This is a genomic window from Citrobacter sp. LST-B2 (genome assembly GCF_057983045.1).
On sequence record NZ_CP192598.1, the window covers coordinates 616678 to 637597 of the forward strand.

Annotated in this window: 19 protein-coding genes and 1 other RNA gene; 7 read left to right on the forward strand and 13 right to left on the reverse strand. The window is 53.5% G+C overall.

Going from position 1 to position 20920, the window contains the following annotated elements; all coding sequences use genetic code 11:
• Positions 1-141: 141 nt before the first annotated feature.
• From nagA to kbaZ, 6 genes are read right to left on the reverse strand one after another with little or no spacing between them, the layout of a single operon-like run.
• Positions 142-1275, reverse strand: a complete 1134-nt coding sequence (gene nagA / locus ACQ0PY_RS03005; RefSeq protein ID WP_446894181.1) for an N-acetylglucosamine-6-phosphate deacetylase — start codon at positions 1273-1275, stop codon at positions 142-144.
• Positions 1272-1706 carry a PTS galactosamine/N-acetylgalactosamine transporter subunit IIA gene (agaF, locus tag ACQ0PY_RS03010; RefSeq protein WP_150547130.1) on the reverse strand — a complete coding sequence of 145 codons (435 nt, stop codon included), beginning with the start codon at positions 1704-1706 and terminating at the stop codon, positions 1272-1274. Before agaF ends, nagA begins: the two co-directional genes overlap by 4 nt.
• Positions 1707-1722: 16 nt before the next feature.
• Positions 1723-2601: a PTS N-acetylgalactosamine transporter subunit IID gene (gene agaE / locus ACQ0PY_RS03015; RefSeq protein WP_042998257.1), complete on the reverse strand. Its 879-nt coding sequence runs from the start codon at positions 2599-2601 to the stop codon at positions 1723-1725.
• Positions 2591-3370, reverse strand: coding sequence for a PTS N-acetylgalactosamine transporter subunit IIC (gene agaW / locus ACQ0PY_RS03020; protein ID WP_042998256.1), 780 nt, complete (start codon positions 3368-3370; stop codon positions 2591-2593). The genes agaE and agaW overlap by 11 nt, the downstream gene beginning before the upstream one ends.
• 10 nt (positions 3371-3380) lie before the next feature.
• On the reverse strand, positions 3381-3854 hold the full coding sequence (agaV, locus tag ACQ0PY_RS03025; RefSeq protein WP_042998255.1) for a PTS N-acetylgalactosamine transporter subunit IIB: 474 nt from the start codon (positions 3852-3854) through the stop codon (positions 3381-3383).
• Positions 3855-3873: 19 nt separating this feature from the next.
• Positions 3874-5151: a tagatose-bisphosphate aldolase subunit KbaZ gene (gene kbaZ, locus ACQ0PY_RS03030; protein ID WP_043001755.1), complete on the reverse strand. Its 1278-nt coding sequence runs from the start codon at positions 5149-5151 to the stop codon at positions 3874-3876.
• A 269-nt stretch (positions 5152-5420) separates the two neighbouring features.
• Here kbaZ and ACQ0PY_RS03035 point away from each other — a divergent pair, with 269 nt between their 5' ends.
• Both ACQ0PY_RS03035 and agaR read left to right on the forward strand, forming a co-directional pair.
• Complete coding sequence (locus tag ACQ0PY_RS03035) at positions 5421-6236, forward strand: DeoR family transcriptional regulator (RefSeq protein ID WP_042998254.1); 816 nt, start codon at positions 5421-5423, stop codon at positions 6234-6236.
• 310 nt (positions 6237-6546) lie between these two features.
• A complete protein-coding gene (agaR, locus tag ACQ0PY_RS03040) occupies positions 6547-7317 on the forward strand; it encodes a transcriptional repressor AgaR (RefSeq protein ID WP_042998253.1) in 771 nt (256 codons plus the stop codon).
• A 39-nt stretch (positions 7318-7356) separates the two neighbouring features.
• On the opposite strand, the gene ACQ0PY_RS03045 is transcribed toward agaR, so the two are convergent.
• The 7 genes from ACQ0PY_RS03045 to garD form a co-directional block, all read right to left on the reverse strand.
• On the reverse strand, positions 7357-8277 hold the full coding sequence (locus ACQ0PY_RS03045) for an ROK family protein (RefSeq protein ID WP_109739807.1): 921 nt from the start codon (positions 8275-8277) through the stop codon (positions 7357-7359).
• Between the two features lie 18 nt (positions 8278-8295).
• Entirely contained in the window at positions 8296-9552 is a 1257-nt protein-coding gene (locus ACQ0PY_RS03050) for a Gfo/Idh/MocA family protein (RefSeq protein ID WP_109739808.1), read from the reverse strand.
• 104 nt (positions 9553-9656) lie between these two features.
• A complete protein-coding gene (locus ACQ0PY_RS03055; RefSeq protein WP_061070614.1) occupies positions 9657-10769 on the reverse strand; it encodes an ABC transporter ATP-binding protein in 1113 nt (370 codons plus the stop codon).
• An 11-nt stretch (positions 10770-10780) separates the two neighbouring features.
• Positions 10781-11605 carry a carbohydrate ABC transporter permease gene (locus ACQ0PY_RS03060; protein WP_080343276.1) on the reverse strand — a complete coding sequence of 275 codons (825 nt, stop codon included), beginning with the start codon at positions 11603-11605 and terminating at the stop codon, positions 10781-10783.
• Between the two features lie 10 nt (positions 11606-11615).
• Entirely contained in the window at positions 11616-12560 is a 945-nt protein-coding gene (locus tag ACQ0PY_RS03065; RefSeq protein ID WP_109739809.1) for a carbohydrate ABC transporter permease, read from the reverse strand.
• Positions 12561-12640: 80 nt separating this feature from the next.
• Positions 12641-13900, reverse strand: a complete 1260-nt coding sequence (locus ACQ0PY_RS03070) for an ABC transporter substrate-binding protein (RefSeq protein ID WP_054176910.1) — start codon at positions 13898-13900, stop codon at positions 12641-12643.
• A gap of 356 nt (positions 13901-14256) precedes the next feature.
• Positions 14257-15828, reverse strand: a complete 1572-nt coding sequence (gene garD / locus ACQ0PY_RS03075; protein ID WP_090050691.1) for a galactarate dehydratase — start codon at positions 15826-15828, stop codon at positions 14257-14259.
• A 382-nt stretch (positions 15829-16210) separates the two neighbouring features.
• Between garD and garP the strand changes: the two genes are divergently transcribed.
• The 5 genes from garP to rnpB all read left to right on the forward strand — a co-directional run bounded on the left by garP (position 16211) and on the right by rnpB (position 20916).
• On the forward strand, positions 16211-17545 hold the full coding sequence (gene garP, locus ACQ0PY_RS03080; RefSeq protein WP_044255850.1) for a galactarate/glucarate/glycerate transporter GarP: 1335 nt from the start codon (positions 16211-16213) through the stop codon (positions 17543-17545).
• Between the two features lie 28 nt (positions 17546-17573).
• Positions 17574-18344 (forward strand): 2-dehydro-3-deoxyglucarate aldolase, encoded by a 771-nt coding sequence (gene garL / locus ACQ0PY_RS03085; RefSeq protein WP_042998245.1) that lies wholly within the window; start codon positions 17574-17576, stop codon positions 18342-18344.
• A 29-nt stretch (positions 18345-18373) separates the two neighbouring features.
• Positions 18374-19264, forward strand: a complete 891-nt coding sequence (gene garR, locus ACQ0PY_RS03090) for a 2-hydroxy-3-oxopropionate reductase (RefSeq protein WP_042325204.1) — start codon at positions 18374-18376, stop codon at positions 19262-19264.
• Between the two features lie 97 nt (positions 19265-19361).
• Positions 19362-20507, forward strand: a complete 1146-nt coding sequence (garK, locus tag ACQ0PY_RS03095; protein ID WP_109739810.1) for a glycerate 2-kinase — start codon at positions 19362-19364, stop codon at positions 20505-20507.
• A 32-nt stretch (positions 20508-20539) separates the two neighbouring features.
• Positions 20540-20916, forward strand: an RNA gene (rnpB, locus tag ACQ0PY_RS03100) — RNase P RNA component class A.
• Positions 20917-20920: the final 4 nt, after the last annotated feature.

Below are 20920 nucleotides of genomic sequence, written 5' to 3' on the forward strand. Positions count from 1 at the left end.
GTGATCGATTGTACGGAGAGCGTTTTTATCTTATTGATCTGTAATAATTCTCTCTGAAAGTTCTGAGGTGAGGGTTTTCTTAAGCGAAAGGAAAAGAAAGGCCTTACGATTCATGATCGAAGGCCCTGGAGAAAAAAAGGGTCAAAGGGGGAGGCGCTGACCCTGAATCCAGATCTGTTGTAAATGCAGTCCGCCATTGAGAGCGAACATGTTGGCACGTTTGCCCACGGCTAACGATCCTAAGTGGCTGTCGATCCCCAGCAGTTGCGCTGGATGGAGCGAGGCCATATGGATCGCCTCCTCAGGGGCGATTCCTGTCAGTTCAACCATATTGCGCACTGCCGCATCTACCGACAACGTACTGCCTGCCAGGCTACCCGATGCGGTTCGCACGATTCCGCCATGCATGTCGACCTTTTCACCGCACAGCGTGTAGTTTCCGTCGGGCATACCGGCGGCCTGCATCGCATCGGTGATCAGCACCAGCCTCTCTTTGGCACAGCAGCAACAGAGCTTCATGGCGGCCGGATGGACGTGGTGCCCGTCGGCGATGAGCTCCAGCCACGCGCGTGGATCGGTGAGTCCTGCGCCAACCATTCCTGGTTCACGGTGATGGAGTCCGGTCATACCGTTGTAGCAGTGCACAAGTCCGCTCGCGCCTGCGTCAAAGGCGGCCTGGGTTTGCGCCCAACTTGCCGCGCTATGCCCCAGCATCACCCGTATACCCTGTTGCCTGAGATGGTGAATCGCCTGCAAGGCGCCCGGTTTTTCCGGTGCCAGCGCCACCACCCGCAGGGTCTGTCGTGACATGGCGACCAGCTCATCAAGTTCCGTGAGGTCCAGCTCGCGAAACAGCTCCGGGGGATGAGCACCTTTATTCTGCGGCGTGAAGTAGGGCCCTTCCAGATAACTTCCGAGCACCTGGGCGCCAGGCCCGCCGGAATAACAGCGTTGAGCGATGCGCTCCAGCGCACGGTGAATCGTCTTCAGCGGCGCGGTGACGGTGGTGGGGAGCCAACTGGCAACCCCTTCACGTGCTTTGTGCATCGCCAGCTTGTCCAGTGCGTCCGGTTCATCGTCCATCACATCGACCCCCGCGCCACCGTGGACGTGGGTGTCGATATAGGCGGGACACAGTAGCTCGGCGTCGCGCACGGTGATGCCCGGAGCAATCGGCTCGATGGTCGTGATGATGCCTTCTTCAACGCGCAACTGATGATCGTCCAGCCAGCCCTGCTCGGTGAGCAGGCGTCTGGCACGCAAAACCTGCGTCATATTCCTTCCTCGATGGGGTGCTCCTCGCGACAACGCCCCAGCTCATCGACCAGGCTGGTCAGGCCGCGATGCCCGCACTCCAGCGCCTGCACACGAAATGCTTCGCTGCTGAGTCCTTCGCGATCCAGCACCATCTCCAGCAGCAATTGCAGGTTGGTGCCAGTGATCACTTCCCGGCCTGGTTTCAGCATCGCCAGCGTAGAGGCGACGCGAAACGGCGTGCCGCCAAGCAGGTCGGTCAGGAAAACGATATCTTCCTCGCCGTCCAGTTGTTCGATCGCCTGCTCAAGCTGCGAGTTGAGCAGCGCAGTGGTGGAGGTTTCCGGAAAGTCGATGGCGATAAACTGCGACTGCTCGCCGAGGATCTGTTTCATCGCTTTTTCCATACCGCTGGCAAACCCACCGTGCCCCGTCAAAATAATACCTAACATCGAAGACCTCTTTGCTTTACAGGAAGTGACAGAACTTGCCGACGACGCCCAGTATCACGGTGATACCGATGAGGCGCAGCGGACTCCAGCCACGACGGACTAACCAGAACATCGTCAGGGTATAGACCAGCGGTAAAAAAGCGGGCATCAGTTTGTCGATCACGTCTGCCTGGAGCTTAACGACCGCATCACCCGCCTTGATTTCGAGCGTGGTATTCAGACGCACATAGGTCGCCACGAGTGCGCCAATGACCGTCATCCCGACGATAGACGCCGCGTGGCCCACTTTCTTCGTATTGGCCTTGATGAGCGGAATGGCGGCGACCCCCATACGATAAGCATAGTGCGCCAGGCCAAAACGCAGACCCAGATGCACCACGTTAAATAACACAATAAAGACCACTGCGCCGAGGATGGAACCCTGCAAGGCCAGACTGGCCCCAATGCCGCCGCAAATAGGCAACAGCGTCAGCCAGAACATCGCATCGCCAATCCCGCCAAGCGGCGCGCCAACGGCAATTTTGGTGCTCTGAATGCTGTTAACGTCCTGTTTTGAGCGCTCCATCGCCAGAATGATGCCAATGACAAACGTCACCAGGAAGGGGTGGGTATTGAAGAAACCCATGTGGCCTTTCATGGCGCGCGCCAGATCGCGTTTATTGGTGTGGATCTTTTTAAGCGCAGGCAGCAGCCCGTACAGCCACCCGGAAGCCTGCATACGTTCGTAGTTAAACGACGCCTGCAACAGCATGGAACGCCAGGCCACCCGGTTGATATCTTTTTTGGTCAGCTCTGCGCCAATACTCTGATCTTCATAGATGTTTTCGTTTACGCCGGAAAGTAGCGTTTCGTCGCTGTCGGAAACAGTCGGAAGCGTTTGTTGATTAGATGCCATCTTCGAATTCCTCTTTCTGGGCCGCAGATTGCGTCGGTTCTGGAGATTTACGCAGCAGGTCGATCAGCGCCATGGCCAGTGCCGCAGCGGCGATCGCCAGTACCGGCAGTTTGAGCCAGGCGGCTCCCACGAAGCCGATGATAAAGTAAGGGATATAGACGTTTTTCATCATGATTTTCAGCAGTACGGCAAAGCCGATGGCTGGCATGATGCCGCCTGCGACGCCGAGACCGTCAATCAGCCGTTCCGGCAGAACATCAATGGCCGTTTTCGCGTGCTCTGCACCGAAGTAAATCGGCAGAAACGCACACAGAAAATAGAAAATCCCCAGTGCCAGTAACGCCAGATAGTTGACCCGTTCAATACCGGCGGTGTCGGCATTCGCCGCCATGCGATCGCAGCGGGACATCACCCCGGACATCACGGAGAACAGGAACGTAATCCCCATCTGCACCGCCACGGCAAACGGCACGGCGACGCCCACGGCGACATCCGGTTTCACCCCAGTTGTAATGGCGAACGTCGTACCCACGATAGTGCCGATAATGACGTTTGGCGGTTGCGCGCCTGCCAGTGGTGCGAGTCCCATCCACACCAGTTCCAGCGTACCGCCGGTTAAAATACCGGTATGCAGATCGCCCAGAATCAGGCCGACCAGCGGCCCAAGCACCACCGGGCGGTGCATGTGTGTTAATCCGTTGAACATATCCAGGCCGGCAATAAAGGCGAGGATACCTAATGCAAAAGCCTGTAACAGACTAATTTCCATGGTGAAGGCCTCAGATGAGTTTAAAGAGATCCTGCGCAGGTTCTGTCGGAACGCCCTGAACAAAGCATTCCACCCCGGCGGCTTTCAGGCCGTTAAACGCCGCAATATCGGTCGAGTCGACAGAGACCGTTTTGGCAATCTGTTGTTTGCCATTGGCGTAGTGCATATTGCCGACGTTGATGCGTGTAACAGGCACCCCACCTTCGACCAGTTTGAGGAAATCGGTGGGGGATTTACAGACCAGCAAAATCTTCTGCCGGTCGGCGGCGCGGTGAATGTTGTCGATCACTTTTTGCAGCGACCAGAAGCGCACGGCGATCCCTTCTGCCAGCACCATCTCCATCAGGTTCTGTTGCACAGTGTCTTCTGCCACCTCATCGTTGGCGACCAGGACCAGATTTGCCCCCGCAAATCCGACCCACTGCACCCCGACCTGACCATGAATGAGTCTTTCGTCGATACGGCTGAGTACAATATTTGGCATAGCGTGTTCCTCTTTTTTGTTATCCGTTTTGGGACGTTACGCCCTGGCAGGCGGCATGGTACTGCTGCAGTATGTCCTGAATATGGTTGATGATGAGTTCTCGCGGTGTGGCATTGAGATCTCCCTCGCGCACTTTCACGTACTGCAAAGGTAAATACTGGCTAATGAGCGGCAGGGGAATCGGCTCATCCGCCAGATTGCGCACCAGTCGTTCAAACGCCTCATCAATCTGGCTGTCTGGCCAGTAGTAACGAACACGATCGGAATAGCTGTAGCCCCGCGCCAGACGGCGGGTATTGCCATCGCCGTGGTAGTGGCTCTGCCAGTATTCCGGACGATCGAGCATGACGCTCTCAAGGACATGACGCAGGTCGGAACAGGCTTTTGCCGGGAGTAACTCTTCTTCAATGGCGGCCAGCGAGAACAGCGCTTCGCGCAGGGCGAAGGTCAGAGCCGGGCCGACTTTCAGGATGGCAAAGTGATCTTTCACTAACTGGCGCAGCGACTGCGGCGTCTGGTAGTCCGTGGAGTGCGCCTCAAAAACCAGCGTGTCATACGCTTCCACCATCTTGCTTAACGCGACGGCTTTTTGTGGCTGATAATCAATGATGTGGGTATGGTCGAACTCAACGCCGGGTTGTACCACCAGCGCGATGATACGGGGCCAGATGGCATTGAGTCCCTGCTTTTCAAAGGCGTGACGATGGGCTTCCAGTGTCGCTCGTGCGGCCTCAGGCGTGGTGACAGCCAGTTCGGTGAGCGTCTCATGGGCTCCGCCCGGTACCGGCACTTCAGTGCCAATCACATAAACCAGATCAGACTCGCCAAAATGAGCAATGCAGGTCTCTTCGGCAATCTTCGCCAGGCGCGCGGCACGTTCCGCGACGATGGCATCGGTCAATGGCACGGGATCGCCCTGGCAGGACATGCTGCAATCAAGGTGGATTTTTTTGAATCCGGCGGCGACATAGCTTCTGATCAGTTCGTCGGCATTGGTCATTGCCGGTTCTGCGGCCAGGTTTTGCCAACGATTAGGGCCGAGGTGGTCGCCCCCCAGAATCAGTTGCTCCTGAGGGAAATTAAGTGAGTCGGCCAATTGGCAGACAAAATGGCGAAAATCGGCTGGGGTCATGCCCGTGTAACCGCCAAACTGGTCAACCTGATTTGAGGTTGCTTCAATCAGCAGCGGCGAGTGATTTGCCTGTGCGTAACGTATTGCGGATTCCAGCACCAACGGATGCGCGGAACAAACGGCGTAAATTCCGTTTGTCTTACCTCGTTTATGCTGTTCCACCATATCAGTCAGATGTTTCACTTTCCTCTCCAGGTCAGATAACTGCGACATACAATCTTTCGTTTTGTTTCACTTGATACTGCATCATGGTCTTATAAAAATAAAACGAAAGATAATAGTTTTCCGATCTGTTTCACAAAAGAAACATAATGAAAGCATTCAGCGGGGTTTTTTGCCCTTCAGGTCGACTTTTTTCGGCTTGCATTCCGATAAAAGAAAGGCGTTAATAGGCGAAACGAAATGAAACGAAAGAATTAGCCAAAGGATTTCTTATGAGCAATACCGATGCTTCTGGAGACAAGCGGGTGTCAGGCACCAGCGAAAGGCGTGAGCAAATTATCCAGCGGTTGCGGCAGCAAGGAAGCGTACAGGTGAACGATCTTTCGGGATTGTTTGGCGTTTCCACGGTGACGATCCGCAACGATCTGGCGTTCCTGGAAAAGCAGGGGATCGCCGTTCGCGCCTATGGCGGCGCATTGATTTGCGACAGTAATACGCCAGGTGCGGAGCCTTCCGTCGAAGATAAAAGCTCACTGAACACGGCGGTGAAACGCAGTATCGCCAAAGCGGCTGTGGAGTTGATCAAACCGGGTCACCGCGTGATCCTGGACTCCGGTACCACGACCTATGAGATTGCGCGCCTGATGCGTCAGCATAGCGACGTGATTGCAATGACCAACGGGATGAACGTCGCCAATGCCTTACTGGAAGCAGACGGCGTGGAATTGTTGATGACCGGTGGTCATCTGCGCCGTCAGTCGCAGTCGTTTTATGGCGACCAGGCCGAGCAGTCGTTGCAGAATTATCACTTCGATATGCTGTTTCTGGGCGTCGACGCCATTGATTTAGAGCGAGGCGTCAGTACTCATAACGAAGACGAAGCCCGGCTAAATCGCCGGATGTGTGAAGTGGCGGAACGGATTATCGTGGTCACCGACTCCAGTAAATTTAACCGCTCGAGCCTGCATAAAATTATTGATACCCAACGTATTCACACCATCATCGTCGATGAAGGCATCCCGGAAGAGAGCCTGAAGGAGTTTCATCGCAGTGGCGTTGAGGTCATTATCGTCCAGGCGGCGTCGTGAAAATCACAAAAATGTGATGTCCTTCAATTAAGCAAAAAGAAAAATGTCAGCGGGTTTTTGCCGAACCCGCTTTCGTTTTTTCACTGATTTTTCGTCTCCTTCTCCCGCTCACCTGTCCTGCACGCTTTTCGATGTTTCGCATTTTTCATTTTCGGTTTAGATAAAACGAAAGAAAAACAGGCTTTTTTGCCAAAATCCGCGCTGCGGACGCGTTCACAAATTCGCCTTAAGTCTTCTGATTTAATATATTAAAAAGAAAACGAAAGCGATAAATCGCTAAAACATAACAATATGCAATGGAGCAAAAGCAATGCTGGATAACTTAAGACGTCGCGAGCAAATCATCGATCTGTTATGCGATCAAGGTAGTGTTCGTGTCGAACCCCTGAGCGTGCATTTCGGCGTCTCAAGCGTCACTATCCGCAATGACTTACGTTATCTCGAGCAGAAAGGCTGCGTCATGCGTTCTTATGGCGGCGCCGTATTAAATCAACACTTTGCCCTCGATCGCCCCTTACAGGACAAAGACCGGCTGAACCGCGATGTGAAATCGCGGATTGCCGAAAAAGCGGCCAGTTTTGTCAAAGATGGCGACACGTTGATTCTCGATTCTGGCTCGACCACCACGCTTATTCCTCCGTTGCTTAAAAGTCGTCGCGATCTGGTGGTGATGACCAATGCGCTGAACATTGCCTGGGAACTCGCCAATTTTGAACGGGTGGATGTCATGATATTAGGGGGAAATGTCAGGCAAAGCGTTTACTCGCTGTATGGTCCTTCAGCGGAACATCAGCTCAGACAGTATCGGTTTGATAAGCTCTTTTTGGGCGTTGATGGATTTTGTCTGGAAGCCGGGATCACCACGCCGCATCCAGGGGAAGCGCACCTTAACCAGGTGATGTGTCAGGTAGCGCAGGAGGTTACGGTCGTCGCGGATTCCAGCAAGTTCGGCCGCAAAAGTTTTTGCATGATCAGTGAAATCAGCGGTATTGACCGGGTGATTACCGACAGTGGTATTCCGGAGCATTATCATCAGGCGCTCAGCCAGATGGGGGTGGATGTCGTTATCGTGGATGAATAAGAGAGAACGCCGGCAAAAGCGTGTTTTGCCGGCGATCGCTTAGTGCATCAGTGCATCCTGTTCGACCAGCAGCAGGGCGGCACCGCGTACGCCGCTGGATGCGCCATGCACGGCCGGGAAGACATTCGCGGGGGCGAGCCCCGGGAAGAGATAGCGCGACATGGCGCCGGGCAGTAAGGTGTAAATTTCCTCAATGTTAGAGACGCCGCCGCCCAGAACAAAGGCGTCGACATCCAGAATGAGCTGCAACTGCGCCAGCGTACAGCCCAGCATATCCATCCACGCCTCAACCGTGGCGACGGCGCTGGCGTTGCCATGACGGTAATTTTCCAGCAGCGTCTCCATTTTGAGCTGTTCCCCGCTAAAGTGCTTATGCAGCCAGAGTAAACCGGGGCCGGACTGGTAGCGCTCCAGACAGCCCTGTAAGCCGCAGCCGCACGTGATCTCCGGCAGGTTATAACGGCGCATAAAGGTGGCGGGTAGCGGTAAATGCCCAAACTCACTGGCCATCCGGTTGCGCCCACGATAGAGCTGCCCGTCGATCACCAGTCCTCCGCCCATGCCGGTGCCAATAATGGCGCCAAAGATTCGCGAGAACTGACGGGCCTGCTGGGTATGCGCCTCTGACAGCGCGAAGCAGCAGCAGTCATTGTCCAGGGCCACCGAGCGGTTGAGTCGGTGCGCCAGATCGTCCATCACCTGCCGTCCGGTCAGACAGGGGACGTTCGACGACAGCAGCTTTCCGGTATGTCTGTCCATCAATCCAGGCATGCCAATGCCGATTTTGCCCTGCATTCCCGTAGCCCAGTCGGCGGTGTCGATGAGCGAGGTAAAGGTCGAGAGAAAGAGTTCGTAATCCTGAACCGGCGTGGCTACGCGCTTGCGCCAGCAAACCTGCATTTCCTTATCAAAGGCGACAATTTCAGTTTTTGTGCCGCCAATATCAACACCGTAAAACATGCCACATCTCCTCGAATTTCACAGTGTAACCAGACAGTTTTCCTTGCGAGCGCGCTCTGCGGCAAAGACCATTAAGTGACTTTCCAGCGATTCATCCGGGCCGGAGAGAATCATACTTTGATCGCCCGCCATCACGGCGTGAATAAAGCGATCCATCAGATAGTAATCCCCGCCGCCGTGGCCTCCCATCTGGGTCTGCGTACCTGCGGCGATCTCGTCGATCGTGTAGAGCGTCTCGCTGTCCGTCAGAAAATCAAACACCCGGATCTGATCGCCATCGCCCTCGAGATAGCCTTTCGTACCGAAAAGACGCGTCTTTCGATCTTCCATACGGGTAAAGGCGGTCATGGTGAACGTCACGGTTTGCTGATGCGCGAAACGCAAGTTGACCACCTGATGATCCACTACGTCGTTATCACAGCGATAAACGCAGCGGCCATACGGACCTTCGCGCAGCGCCTGACGGACATTTTCCTCGGTGGGATCCGCCGTCAGCACGCGACGGAAATGTGGCGTGCATTTGTGATCCTCGCCGAGATAAATTTTGCAGGCTGACCAGGGGCAGCTCGCCTCAACCTGGCAATCCAGGCAGCGGTCGGCGGCACCCTCCGGCTGGTTCTCCTTTACGAAATGACTCAGGTTGCCAAATGAGGTCACAGCCTGACAGCGATCGCCCATGATGTAGCGGATCCAGTCCATATCGTGGCAGGATTTCTGTAACAGCATAAACGACGATTCCGCTTCGTTACGCCAGTTGCCGCGAACGAAAGAGTGCGCCTGGTGCCAGTAACCCACCGGCTCAAGATGCTGCATGCTGACGATATCGCCAATCACCCCGCTGTCGAGCAGGGACTTGAGTTTTTGCGTATAGCGGGTGTAGCGCAGAACGTGGGCGACACCCAATAAGACGTTGTTGCGCTTCACCGCAGCGATGATGGTGCGGCACTCTTCCGGCGTGGGAGCGATCGGTTTTTCCAGCAAAATATGATAGCCGAGGTCGGCAAACGCGACGGCAGGCTCTTTGTGCATCGTATCCTGAGTACAAATCAGTACGACATCTGCCATTCGTGGGCGGGCCGCCGCCTCTTTCCAGTCGCGAAAGATGTTTTCCTGCTCAATTTGATGCTGAGCGACAAACTGTTGGCGATACGCCTCTCTGGGTTCCGCCACGCCGACCACCTGCATGCGGTCCGGATGTTCAAGCGCGTAGCGAGAATAGATTTCGCCGCGCGCGCCTGCGCCCACCACTAACACGGTCACTTTCTTTGCACACATATAAGCCTCTCATTTTGCCCTTGCCTGCGTTCGCGTTGTTCTGCGCGGCGGGGCATTAAAAAAACAAACTGGATTGCTTGCACCTGATGATGACGTTCGCGACTTCAGGCACTGGCTAAATTTTCTTCATTCTGCTTATCGAATAAAAAGGCGGCTTCAAGATTGAATTTCACCCTGATCGATTCGCCGGGCAGCGGACTCCAGTCCGGTGACGAATTGACTCGCAGGATCATTTGCTGTGCACCGATATCGAAATGCAGCAGATCTTCATTGCCCATTCTTTCCACGTTGGTGATCCGGGCGTCGAAAGCCGCAGGATCGTTGTGCTGCGCCAACTGAATCGCCTCCGGACGAATGCCAAACCAGACGCTGTCGTGCGGATAATCCGTCAGTTGGGAGATCAGTCGTGCGGTTAAGGGCAAGGTCAGCGCGTCATTCAGACGCAGTCCGTGCGTGTGCGGGTCGAGCCCCAGAAGATGGATATTCATTGCCGGGTTACCAATGAAACCCGCCACGAATTTATTCTTTGGCTGATGGTAGATATTGCCCGGCGTGTCGACCTGCATGATCCGTCCACCGTTGAGTACGCAAATGCGGTCACCCATGGTCATCGCTTCAATCTGATCGTGTGTGACATACACCATTGTCGCGTTCACGCCTTCGTGACGCAGTTGGCGGTGAAGTTCCGTCAGGCGCACGCGCATTGACACGCGCAGTTTGGCGTCGAGATTGGACAACGGCTCATCAAACAAAAACACCTCAGGCTTACGCACAATGGCTCTGCCGACGGCAACGCGCTGGCACTGACCCCCTGAAAGTTGACCCGGTTTTTTGTCGAGTAGCGTTTCGATTTCCAGTTTGCGCGCGGCTTCCCGCACACGAACATCTATCTCCTGCTTGTTCATTTTGCCCTGCAGGCTGAAGGCCATATTTTTGTAGATCGTCATGTGGGGATAGAGGGCGTAGTTTTGAAAAACCATCGCCACGCCACGTTCTTTTGGCAGCAGGTCGTTAACGCACCGTTCGCCAATGGAAATATGACCATGAGTAATCTCTTCCAGACCGGCGATCATGCGCAGTAACGTTGATTTGGCGCAGCCGGATGGCCCGACAAAAACCATAAATTCGCCATCGTGAATTTCAAGGTCAACCCCATGAATCGCCTGAAAGCCATTCGGATAGATTTTGCCTACTGACTGTAATTGAATGCCTGACATAATAATGCCCCTTATCCTTTAATTCCGGCACCGGCGATGCCACGAATGAAATAGCGCTGGAAGAAGATATAAAGTAACAACATGGGGATAATCGCGAGCAACGCTCCCGCCATGAGCATGGGATACTCCACCCCGGCGCGACCGGAGAGCGAGGCCAGACCCACCGGCAGCGTCATTTTGTCCATTGAGGTATTGACGATGAGCGGCCACATTAAGTTATTCCAGCTCCACAACCCGTTAATAATGACGCAGGCGATAAGTCCCGGTTTAATCAGCGGCAGCATGATTTTGAAAAAGATCGTTAAATGGTTATAACCATCCATAATGGCCGCTTCTTCCAGCTCTTTCGGTACGGAAAGAAAAAACTGGCGCAATAAAAAGGCGCTATAAATACTGAATAATCCCGGCAGCACCAGGCCTGGAATGGAGTTCAGCAGACCTATTTTCTCGATCGTTAAAAACTGCGGGATCAAAAAGATCTGTCCGGGAACCATCAGAATCGAAATGCAGAGCATAAAGAGGAGATCGCGCCCTTTAAAACGCAGGCGGGAGAAACCATACGCCGCCATCGCGGCAATCAGCGTCTGTAAGATGACGATAACCAGCGTGGAAACGATCGAGTTAAAATAAAAGCTACCAAACGGCATCTCATGCAAGATTTTATCGTACGCCTGAAACCCCGGATTGGCGGGCAGCAGGATCGGCGGAAAGGCAATACTTTCCGCCTGGGTTTTAAACGAGGTGATGATCATCCAGAGAAAGGGAACCACCGTGACCAGCGTCGCCAGGATCATCAGGCCATAAATCAGCCATTTTTCACGTTTTGTCATGAACATAGTGGTTGCCTTACTGTGCTTTAAGCCGTTTGCCTATCCATATCTGCAGCAGGGTCAGTACCATCGTGATAACGAAAATCACCACGGCAATCGCGGAGGCGTACCCTTTTTCATGGTAGATAAAGGCGTATTTATAAAAGAGATAAGCGATGGTCATGGTCTGATCGTCCACCATGGAAGAACTGCCAAACAGCAGATACACCACATCGAATATTTGCAGCGTTTCGATAAACGAGATCACCAGAACGAAGAACAGCGTCGGGATCATTAGCGGCAGGGTAATTGACCAGAAGCCGCGCAGTTTACTGATGCCATCCAGAGACATGGCTTCATAAATCTGCTTCGGGATCCCCTGCAAGCCGGCGAGCAGAATGATCATCTTCAGAGCGATAGCCGACCAGATAATAACCAGTGAGGTGCTCAGACGGACAATATCCGGATCGGATAACCAACCAATGGCGGGAATATCGAAATAAGCCAGGATCTGATTGAGTAAACCGAAATTACGGTTCATCAACCACTGCCAGACCATCGCAATGGCGGCAGGCATCGTAACGGCCGGAAGAAATAACAGCGTACGGAACAGCCACTGACCGCGAATCGCCTGGTTTAAACCAATCGCCAGCAGTAAAGACAGGACCGTGATCACCGGCACACAAATAAAAACATAGGCCAGCGTATTCACTATCGACGAACGGAATTCATCATCGCTGAATAAATTAATGTAATTATCCAGACTGATTGTCGTCCAGATCTGAAACTCGCCCAGATCGGTAAAACTGTAAAATACGTTCTGGAAGAACGGCGTAAAGTAAAAAATAACTAATCCTGCCAACAGCGGCAGAATCATTATCCACCCCCAGAAACGTTCTTCTTTTTCCAGTCGGGTCAGGGAATTTTTATTGGGTTCCCTGGCCGATAACGGCGGGGATGCCGCTTCATCTGAATAGCTCATACAGACTCCGGGATGCTCACTTTACAAACAATAAATGGGTTAACGCAGGAGAGGTGAGAGGGAGCAAGGCTCCCTCACGATTATTTCTGCATTTCACGCTCAACGCGTTTGGCGACACCCGGCATAACCTGTTGCGGATCATTTCCCATCCAGACTTTTTTCAGCCCGTCGTTGAGAATGCTATTCCATTTCGCGGTATTTGAACCGGCGGTGGGATATTTATGAGAAAACGCCAGTGAATCGATATAGGCGGAAACATCAACATCCTTAAAGCCTTCCGCCCATGCTTTGGCGACTTTCTGATTGGCCGGAATCACCACTTTGCCCGCTGCCAGCGTTTGCTGCGCATGTTCTGAGCTCATGAATTCAATGAATTTCCAGGCGGCCTCTTTATGCTGGCTTTTGGCAGACATGGCGAATGCCAGGCTATGAGAGACGCCAGCCTGTTCTGCCATTTTGGGCATCGGAACGACGCCGACATGATCGTTAATCAGTTCGTTTTGCGAGAACGGCAGCGCCCACCACGAGCCCGCGTAGATCATCGCCACCCGATTGGACTGGAAGACATCGGCGGCTTTCATTTCGCCTGGCGGCTGGAGCAATCCTGCCTTCAGCATTCCCTGAACGTCGCGATACATGGCAATCGCGTTGTCGCTGGCAACGTCCGTTTTACCCTCAGGCAGGACAATCTGAGTGCCGGCCTGCAGCAGCAGGTTAAAGTAGCTGTCCTGACCGCTGCCGAGATCCATCGCCAACGGATAAGAATGCTGATCCAGCTTTTTACGTAACTGTTCTGATTTCTGTTTTAAATCGTCCCACGTCCAGTTTTTATCGGGATAGGTTACGCCAGCCTGATCAAACATTTTTTTGTTATACCACACGGCAATCGCGTCGATATCCCGTGGAATAGCGTATTGTTGAGACTGGTACTGATAAGCATCGACAGAGCTTTTCACGAAATCATCAAGATGTGGTGATGATGTGTCTTTTAAATAAGGAGTTAGTGGTTCCAGCATGCCGTTTTTAACGTACTGCTGAAAATTCGGCATATTCATCCAGAATACATCCGGCGCCACATTTCCCCCGACCGCTGAACTGAGTTTTATGAAATATTGGTCATAGGGCGTTAGTTCAATTTCAACTTTTACACCGGGGTTATTTTTTTCAAATTCATTAACCAGTTGCTGTTCGCCGGGAAGTTGATTTCGATCCCATAGCGTGTAGCGTAATTTAACGGGTTTTTCTGTCGTCTGGCCTTCAGCACTGGCGGCAACCGGTGCGGCCAGTAAACAGGAAAAAAGGCATGCCAGGGCGACATTATTTTTATTCAAGGTATACATAACTTCCCTCTTTATTCGGGTCAGAATGTCGGTGAGGTAAATTACAGAAGCCATTGAATCTTGTGTTTAACAAAGGGGAAAGTCAAAGGGGGAAAAATGAGCGAATTATCGCATTAAAACACCCCGGCTTTTCGGTAGGTTTCTCTTTTATCAAAACGAAAAGAGAGCGAAAAGGGAGGCCTCAGGCATTGTTCTTTCTTTCAACGGGTTAGGATTTTTCTACCGACGAAAAGCGAAAAAGGGCGGGTGAAAAATTAACCTTCAAAACTGCGAGCATTATCACCTTATCTTTCACGGACAGGAAAGAAAAACGGGGATTATTCCCCGTTTTCTCGGTTGCTTTCGTTTCGAAAATATCAGGTCACTGGTGCCGGGTTAAAGACGGCCAACTGATTATGCAATCCCCATTGATCGGAGAAGGTTTTCTTACGGCCACTGGCGACATCAAGAATAAATTCGAACAGCTTCTGACCGACTTCCTCAATGGTCTCTTCACCCGTGGCGATGGTGCCCGCGTTGATATCCATCAAATCGTACCAACGCTTTGCCAGTTCGGTACGGGTCGCCATCTTAATCACCGGCACGGCCATCAGGCCATAGGGGGTACCGCGACCCGTGGTGAACACCTGGACGGTGATCCCGGACGCGACCTGCTGCGTGCCGCAGACAAAATCGCTGGCGGGCGTTGCGGCATAAATCAGACCGCGTTTGGTCGGGCGCTGGCCTGGGGAGAGCACTTCGACAATCGCGCTTTTACCGGATTTCGCAATGGAGCCCAGCGCTTTTTCCACCACATTCGCCAGCCCCCCTTTTTTGTTACCCGGAGAGGGGTTAGCGCTGCGATCGGTTTTCCCCATATCGAGATAGTTGTCGTACCAGGCCATCTCTTCCAGCAGACGTTTGCCCACCGCTTCGTTGATGGTGCGCGGCGTCAACAGATGGATCGCATCACGCACTTCGGTGACTTCGGAAAACATTACCGTAGCGCCGCAGCGTACCAGCAGGTCAGAGGCGTAGCCCACTGCCGGGTTTGCCGTCACGCCGGAAAACGCATCGCTGCCGCCGCATTGCATGCCGACAACCAGTTCAGAGGCCGGGCAGGTTTCGCGCTGGCGCAGATTCAGTTTAACCAGATGGCGCTCAGCGACCTGCAGGATATCATCGACCATGGAACGGAAGCCCACATGCTTTTCGTCCTGAAGGCTGACGATGCTGGCGCTGTCGACCGGAATACTTTGCACATCGTCAGTACCTTCCAGTAAACGTTCCGGCTGCAGTTTTTCACAGCCCAGGCCAATGACCATCACTTCGCCGCCAAAGTTTGGGTTCAGCGAGATGTTATGGATGGTGCGGATCGGCACCACAGCTGCCGGCGCGTTAATTGCCACGCCGCAACCGTACAGGTGGTTAAGTCCGACCACACCATCGACGTTCGGGTATTTAGGCAGCAGATCGCGCTCAATGATTTTGACGACATAATCCACCACACCCGCCACACAGTGCACGCTGGTGGTGATGCCGAGCAGATTCTTGGTGCCTACGCTACCATCAGCGTTGCGGTAGCCTTCAAAGGTATAGCCTTCCAGCGGCGGCAGCGGTTCCGGAACTTTGGTCGCCAGTGGCAGCGTGTTCAACGGCGGCGCTGTCGGTAGCTCAACCATGGATTCATCAATCCAGCTTCCGCGCGGAATGTCGCGCACGGCGTAGCCGATCACTTCACCGTAACGTATGATTTCACCATGAACCGGAATATCCACCAGCGCGACTTTATGTCCCTGTGGAATATGTTCAATCAGCTCCAGTCCATCCGGGAATCGCGTCCCGGTTTTCAAACCATTGTCATTAACAATGATCGCCACATTATCTGTTTCGTGGACCTTTATATAAAATGCGCTCGGCGATTCTTGTCTGATGTCGATGTTGGCCATTGTCCAGTATTCTCCAACCGGGGTGATAATAATATAGAAAGATTCTGCGAATCTGATTATTAAAATAAGGAAGACCTGTCGTGAAATAAGGATGTCAGGAGTTCAAAAATAAGAATGTGATCCAGATCACTCGTTATGGTGAAAGCCCGGCTATCAGGGGCGGTAAAGCGTAAATATGTGCATCAGCGCCCAGCGTTATGTGCATTTGCTCAAGATATTATTTGTAATTAGCATCGTTAATGAGCATCTGCACAATGCGTAATGCTCTCTGCCTGATTATACTGAATCACGAAATGAGTATCTGTATTTATTAATAAGCGATAGCGTCTGTCATCAATAAATAATAATAAATGTGTCTGCTTAAGTGCCTGAGGTAAATAAAATGATCCTGGATACCGTTGTAGAAAAAAAGAAAGGTACGCATACCCGCTATTTAATTCTGCTGATAATTTTTATTGTTACAGCGGTTAACTACGCGGACCGGGCGACGCTATCCATTGCCGGTACCGAAGTCGCCAAAGAGTTGCAGCTGAGTGCTGTGTCAATGGGCTACATCTTCTCTGCCTTTGGCTGGGCATACCTGCTGATGCAAATTCCCGGCGGCTGGCTGCTCGATAAGTTTGGTTCGAAAAAAGTGTACACCTGGAGCCTGTTTTTCTGGTCGCTGTTCACCTTCCTGCAAGGCTTCGTGGATATGTTCCCGCTGGCCTGGGCCGGGGTTTCCATGTTCTTTATGCGCTTTATGTTGGGTTTCTCGGAAGCGCCTTCGTTCCCGGCAAACGCCCGTATTGTTGCGGCCTGGTTCCCGACCAAAGAGCGTGGAACCGCGTCGGCAATCTTTAACTCTGCTCAGTATTTTTCACTGGCACTGTTCTCGCCGCTGCTGGGCTGGTTGACCTTTGCCTGGGGCTGGGAGCACGTCTTCACTGTGATGGGCGTGATTGGGTTTGTCCTGACGGCGCTGTGGGTCAAACTGATTCATAACCCCACTGATCACCCGCGGATGTCCGCAGAAGAGTTGAAGTTCATCTCTGAAAACGGTGCGGTCGTGGATATGGACCACAAAAAACCGGGCAGCTCCATGGCAAGTGGTCCAAAACTGCATTACATCAAGCAGTTATTGACCAACCGCATGATGCTTGGCGTGTTCTTTGGACAGTATTTCATCAACACGATCACCTGGTTCTTCCTGACCTGGTTCCCGATTTATCTGGTTCAGGAAAAAGGAATGTCGATCCTGAAAGTGGGTCTGGTGGCTTCGATTCCGGCGCTATGTGGTTTCGCTGGCGGCGTACTGGGCGGCGTGTTCTCGGACTATCTGATTAAGCGCGGTTTTTCTATCACCGTTGCGCGTAAGCTGCCAATTGTGCTGGGAATGCTGCTGGCTTCCACCATCATTTTGTGCAACTACACCGACAACACCGCGCTGGTGGTGACGCTGATGGCGCTGGCCTTCTTTGGTAAAGGATTTGGCGCACTGGGCTGGCCGGTGATTTCGGACACCGCGCCGAAAGAGATTGTGGGCCTGTGTGGCGGGGTATTTAACGTCTTTGGCAACGTGGCATCTATCGTAACGCCACTGGTTATCGGTTACCTGGTAAGTGAACTGCATTCCTTCAACGCCGCGCTGGTATTCGTTGGCTGTTCCGCGCTGATGGCAATGGTGTGTTACCTGTTTATTGTCGGTGACATTAAACGTATGGAACTGCAGAAATAATTAACGGTTAAGTGACAAGGTAAAAGTGATGAATAACGACATCTTCCCGAACAAGTTCAAAGCAGCGCTGGCTGCGCATCAGATTCAGATTGGTTGCTGGTCAGCGCTGGCAAGCCCCATCAGTACCGAAGTCTTAGGACTGGCGGGCTTCGACTGGCTGGTGTTGGATGGCGAGCATGCGCCAAATGATGTCTCTACCTTTATTCCGCAACTGATGGCACTGAAAGGCAGTTCCAGCGCGCCGGTGGTGCGTGTACCGACTAACGAGCCGGTGATTATCAAGCGTCTGCTGGATATCGGTTTTTACAACTTCCTGATCCCGTTTGTTGAAACAGAAGAAGAGGCGGTGAACGCCGTTGCGTCGACGCGCTATCCGCCTGAAGGGATCCGTGGCGTGTCCGTATCGCATCGCGCCAACATGTTTGGCACCGTCCCGGATTACTTCGCGCAGTCCAACAAAAACATCACCATCATTGTGCAGATTGAGAGCCAGCAGGGCGTGGATAACGTCGATGCTATCGCCGCCACCGAAGGTGTCGACGGTATTTTCGTTGGTCCAAGCGATCTGGCTGCGGCGTTAGGCCACCTCGGCAATGCGTCTCATCCTGAGGTGCAGAAAGCCATTCAGCACATCTTTGCCCGGGCGAAAGCGCACGGCAAACCGAGCGGCATTCTGGCACCAGTTGATGCCGACGCCCGTCGCTATCTGGAATGGGGAGCCACGTTTGTTGCCGTCGGCAGCGACCTGGGCGTGTTCCGTTCCGCCACGCAGAAACTGGCTGATTCCTTTAAGAAATAACCACCACCGACACAAGAGAGATAATTGATATGACGATGAAAGTTGGTTTTATTGGCCTGGGTATCATGGGTAAACCAATGAGTAAAAACCTCCTGAAAGCAGGTTACTCGCTGGTGGTTTCTGACCGTAATCCTGAAGCGATCGCTGACGTTATCGCGGCAGGTGCAGAAACCGCTTCTAACGCCAAAGCGATTGCTGAGCAGTGTGATGTGATCATCACCATGCTGCCAAACTCTCCGCATGTGAAAGAGGTTGCGCTAGGCGAAGGCGGCATTATCGAAGGGGCGAAACCGGGGACGGTGCTGATCGATATGAGCTCCATCGCGCCGCTGGCGAGCCGTGAGATCAGCGACGCGCTGAAAGCTAAGGGCATCGATATGCTGGACGCGCCGGTGAGCGGCGGTGAGCCGAAGGCGATCGACGGCACGTTGTCGGTGATGGTTGGCGGCGACAAAGCGATTTTCGATAAATACTACGATCTGCTGAAAGCGATGGCGGGGTCTGTTGTTCATACCGGTGATATCGGGGCGGGGAACGTCACCAAACTGGCGAACCAGGTGATTGTGGCGCTGAACATTGCCGCGATGTCTGAAGCGCTGACCCTGGCAACCAAAGCCGGCGTAAACCCGGATCTGGTTTATCAGGCGATCCGTGGTGGTCTGGCAGGCAGCACCGTCCTGGATGCGAAAGCGCCGATGGTGATGGATCGTAACTTCAAGCCGGGTTTCCGTATCGATCTGCACATTAAAGATCTGGCAAACGCGCTGGATACGTCTCACGGTGTTGGTGCTCAGCTTCCGCTGACCGCGGCTGTTATGGAGATGATGCAGGCGCTGCGTGCTGATGGCCTGGGAACCGCCGACCACAGTGCTCTGGCATGCTATTACGAAAAACTGGCGAAAGTGGAAGTCACTCGCTAATGACCTTGCGCCCGGATGGCGTATCGCGATCCGGGCCTGGATTGTAGGCCGGATAAGTAAAGCGCCATCCGGCGTTGTGCAGTAACAGGCGATCATCATGAAAATCGTAATTGCCCCAGACTCTTATAAAGAAAGCCTTTCTGCTACTGAGGTAGCGCAGGCGATAGAAAAAGGATTTCGGGAAATTTTCCCCGATGCGCAGTATGTTTCCGTTCCGGTCGCCGATGGGGGTGAGGGGACGGTTGAAGCCATGATTGCCGCCACACACGGTTCTGCACATTCCGCTCTGGTGACCGGACCGCTGGGTGAAAAAGTGAATGCCAACTGGGGCATGTCAGACGATGGAAAGACCGCGTTTATTGAAATGGCGGCCGCCAGCGGACTGGCGCTGGTCCCCCCCGAAAAACGTAACCCCCTGATTACCACTTCGCGCGGCACCGGGGAGCTTATTTTGCAGGCGCTGGACAGTGGGGCGAGCAATATTATTATCGGCATTGGCGGGAGCGCGACCAATGACGGCGGTGCCGGGATGGTTCAGGCGCTGGGCGCGAAGCTGTGTGATGCCAACGGAACTGAAATTGGCTACGGCGGCGGTAGTCTGAACACTCTCAATACCATTGATGTGTCTGGTCTGGATCCGCGCATTAAACATTGTGCTATTCGCGTTGCTTGTGATGTGACCAATCCGCTGGTGGGCGAACAGGGAGCTTCTCGGATCTTTGGCCCGCAAAAAGGGGCGACGGAACCGCTGATCCTCGAACTGGACCGCAATCTGGCTCACTACGCGGATATTATTAAAAAATCACTGGGTGTGGATGTGAAAAACGTCCCAGGCGCAGGTGCGGCGGGCGGCATGGGGGCAGCGCTGATGGCATTCCTCGGCGCGGAGTTGAAAAGCGGGATTGAGATCGTCACCCAGGCGCTTAATCTGGAAGAGCATATTCACGACTGTACGCTGGTTGTTACCGGTGAAGGGCGCATCGACAGCCAGAGCATTCACGGCAAAGTGCCGGTGGGCGTGGCTAACGTGGCGAAGAAATACCACAAGCCGGTGATTGGCATTGCGGGCAGTCTGACGCGGGATGTCGGCGTGGTGCATCAATATGGTATCGATGCTGTATTCAGCGTATTGACCAGTATTGGCACGCTGGAAGAGGCCTTTCGCGGCGCATTTGACAACATTTACCGGGCGTCGCGAAACATTGCGGCGACGCTGGCGGTGGGAATGCGCAGTGCAGGGTGACAAGGGCGTGCAAACCCTCTATACTGCGCGCCGAAGCTGACCAGACAGTCGCCGCTTCGTCGTCGTCCCTTTCGGGGGAGACAGGCGGAGGGGAGGAAAGTCCGGGCTCCATAGGGCAGGGTGCCAGGTAACGCCTGGGGGGGAAACCCACGACCAGTGCAACAGAGAGCAAACCGCCGATGGCCCACGCAAGTGGGATCAGGTAAGGGTGAAAGGGTGCGGTAAGAGCGCACCGCGCGGCTGGTAACAGTCCGTGGCACGGTAAACTCCACCCGGAGCAAGGCCAAATAGGGGTTCATAAGGTACGGCCCGTACTGAACCCGGGTAGGCTGCTTGAGCCAGTGAGCGATTGCTGGCCTAGATGAATGACTGTCCACGACAGAACCCGGCTTATCGGTCAGCTTCACCACTTT

Excerpts from the sequence above, each read along its gene's own strand:
- nagA (WP_446894181.1), bottom strand. The coding sequence starts at position 1,275 with ATGACGCAGGTTTTGCGTGCCAGACGCCTGCTCACCGAGCAGGGCTGG.
- agaF (WP_150547130.1), bottom strand. The coding sequence starts at position 1,706 with ATGTTAGGTATTATTTTGACGGGGCACGGTGGGTTTGCCAGCGGTATG.
- agaE (WP_042998257.1), bottom strand. The coding sequence starts at position 2,601 with ATGGCATCTAATCAACAAACGCTTCCGACTGTTTCCGACAGCGACGAA.
- agaW (WP_042998256.1), bottom strand. The coding sequence starts at position 3,370 with ATGGAAATTAGTCTGTTACAGGCTTTTGCATTAGGTATCCTCGCCTTT.
- agaV (WP_042998255.1), bottom strand. The coding sequence starts at position 3,854 with ATGCCAAATATTGTACTCAGCCGTATCGACGAAAGACTCATTCATGGT.
- kbaZ (WP_043001755.1), bottom strand. The coding sequence starts at position 5,151 with ATGGTGGAACAGCATAAACGAGGTAAGACAAACGGAATTTACGCCGTT.
- ACQ0PY_RS03035 (WP_042998254.1), top strand. The coding sequence starts at position 5,421 with ATGAGCAATACCGATGCTTCTGGAGACAAGCGGGTGTCAGGCACCAGC.
- agaR (WP_042998253.1), top strand. The coding sequence starts at position 6,547 with ATGCTGGATAACTTAAGACGTCGCGAGCAAATCATCGATCTGTTATGC.
- ACQ0PY_RS03045 (WP_109739807.1), bottom strand. The coding sequence starts at position 8,277 with ATGTTTTACGGTGTTGATATTGGCGGCACAAAAACTGAAATTGTCGCC.
- ACQ0PY_RS03050 (WP_109739808.1), bottom strand. The coding sequence starts at position 9,552 with ATGTGTGCAAAGAAAGTGACCGTGTTAGTGGTGGGCGCAGGCGCGCGC.
- ACQ0PY_RS03055 (WP_061070614.1), bottom strand. The coding sequence starts at position 10,769 with ATGTCAGGCATTCAATTACAGTCAGTAGGCAAAATCTATCCGAATGGC.
- ACQ0PY_RS03060 (WP_080343276.1), bottom strand. The coding sequence starts at position 11,605 with ATGTTCATGACAAAACGTGAAAAATGGCTGATTTATGGCCTGATGATC.
- ACQ0PY_RS03065 (WP_109739809.1), bottom strand. The coding sequence starts at position 12,560 with ATGAGCTATTCAGATGAAGCGGCATCCCCGCCGTTATCGGCCAGGGAA.
- ACQ0PY_RS03070 (WP_054176910.1), bottom strand. The coding sequence starts at position 13,900 with ATGTATACCTTGAATAAAAATAATGTCGCCCTGGCATGCCTTTTTTCC.
- garD (WP_090050691.1), bottom strand. The coding sequence starts at position 15,828 with ATGGCCAACATCGACATCAGACAAGAATCGCCGAGCGCATTTTATATA.
- garP (WP_044255850.1), top strand. The coding sequence starts at position 16,211 with ATGATCCTGGATACCGTTGTAGAAAAAAAGAAAGGTACGCATACCCGC.
- garL (WP_042998245.1), top strand. The coding sequence starts at position 17,574 with ATGAATAACGACATCTTCCCGAACAAGTTCAAAGCAGCGCTGGCTGCG.
- garR (WP_042325204.1), top strand. The coding sequence starts at position 18,374 with ATGACGATGAAAGTTGGTTTTATTGGCCTGGGTATCATGGGTAAACCA.
- garK (WP_109739810.1), top strand. The coding sequence starts at position 19,362 with ATGAAAATCGTAATTGCCCCAGACTCTTATAAAGAAAGCCTTTCTGCT.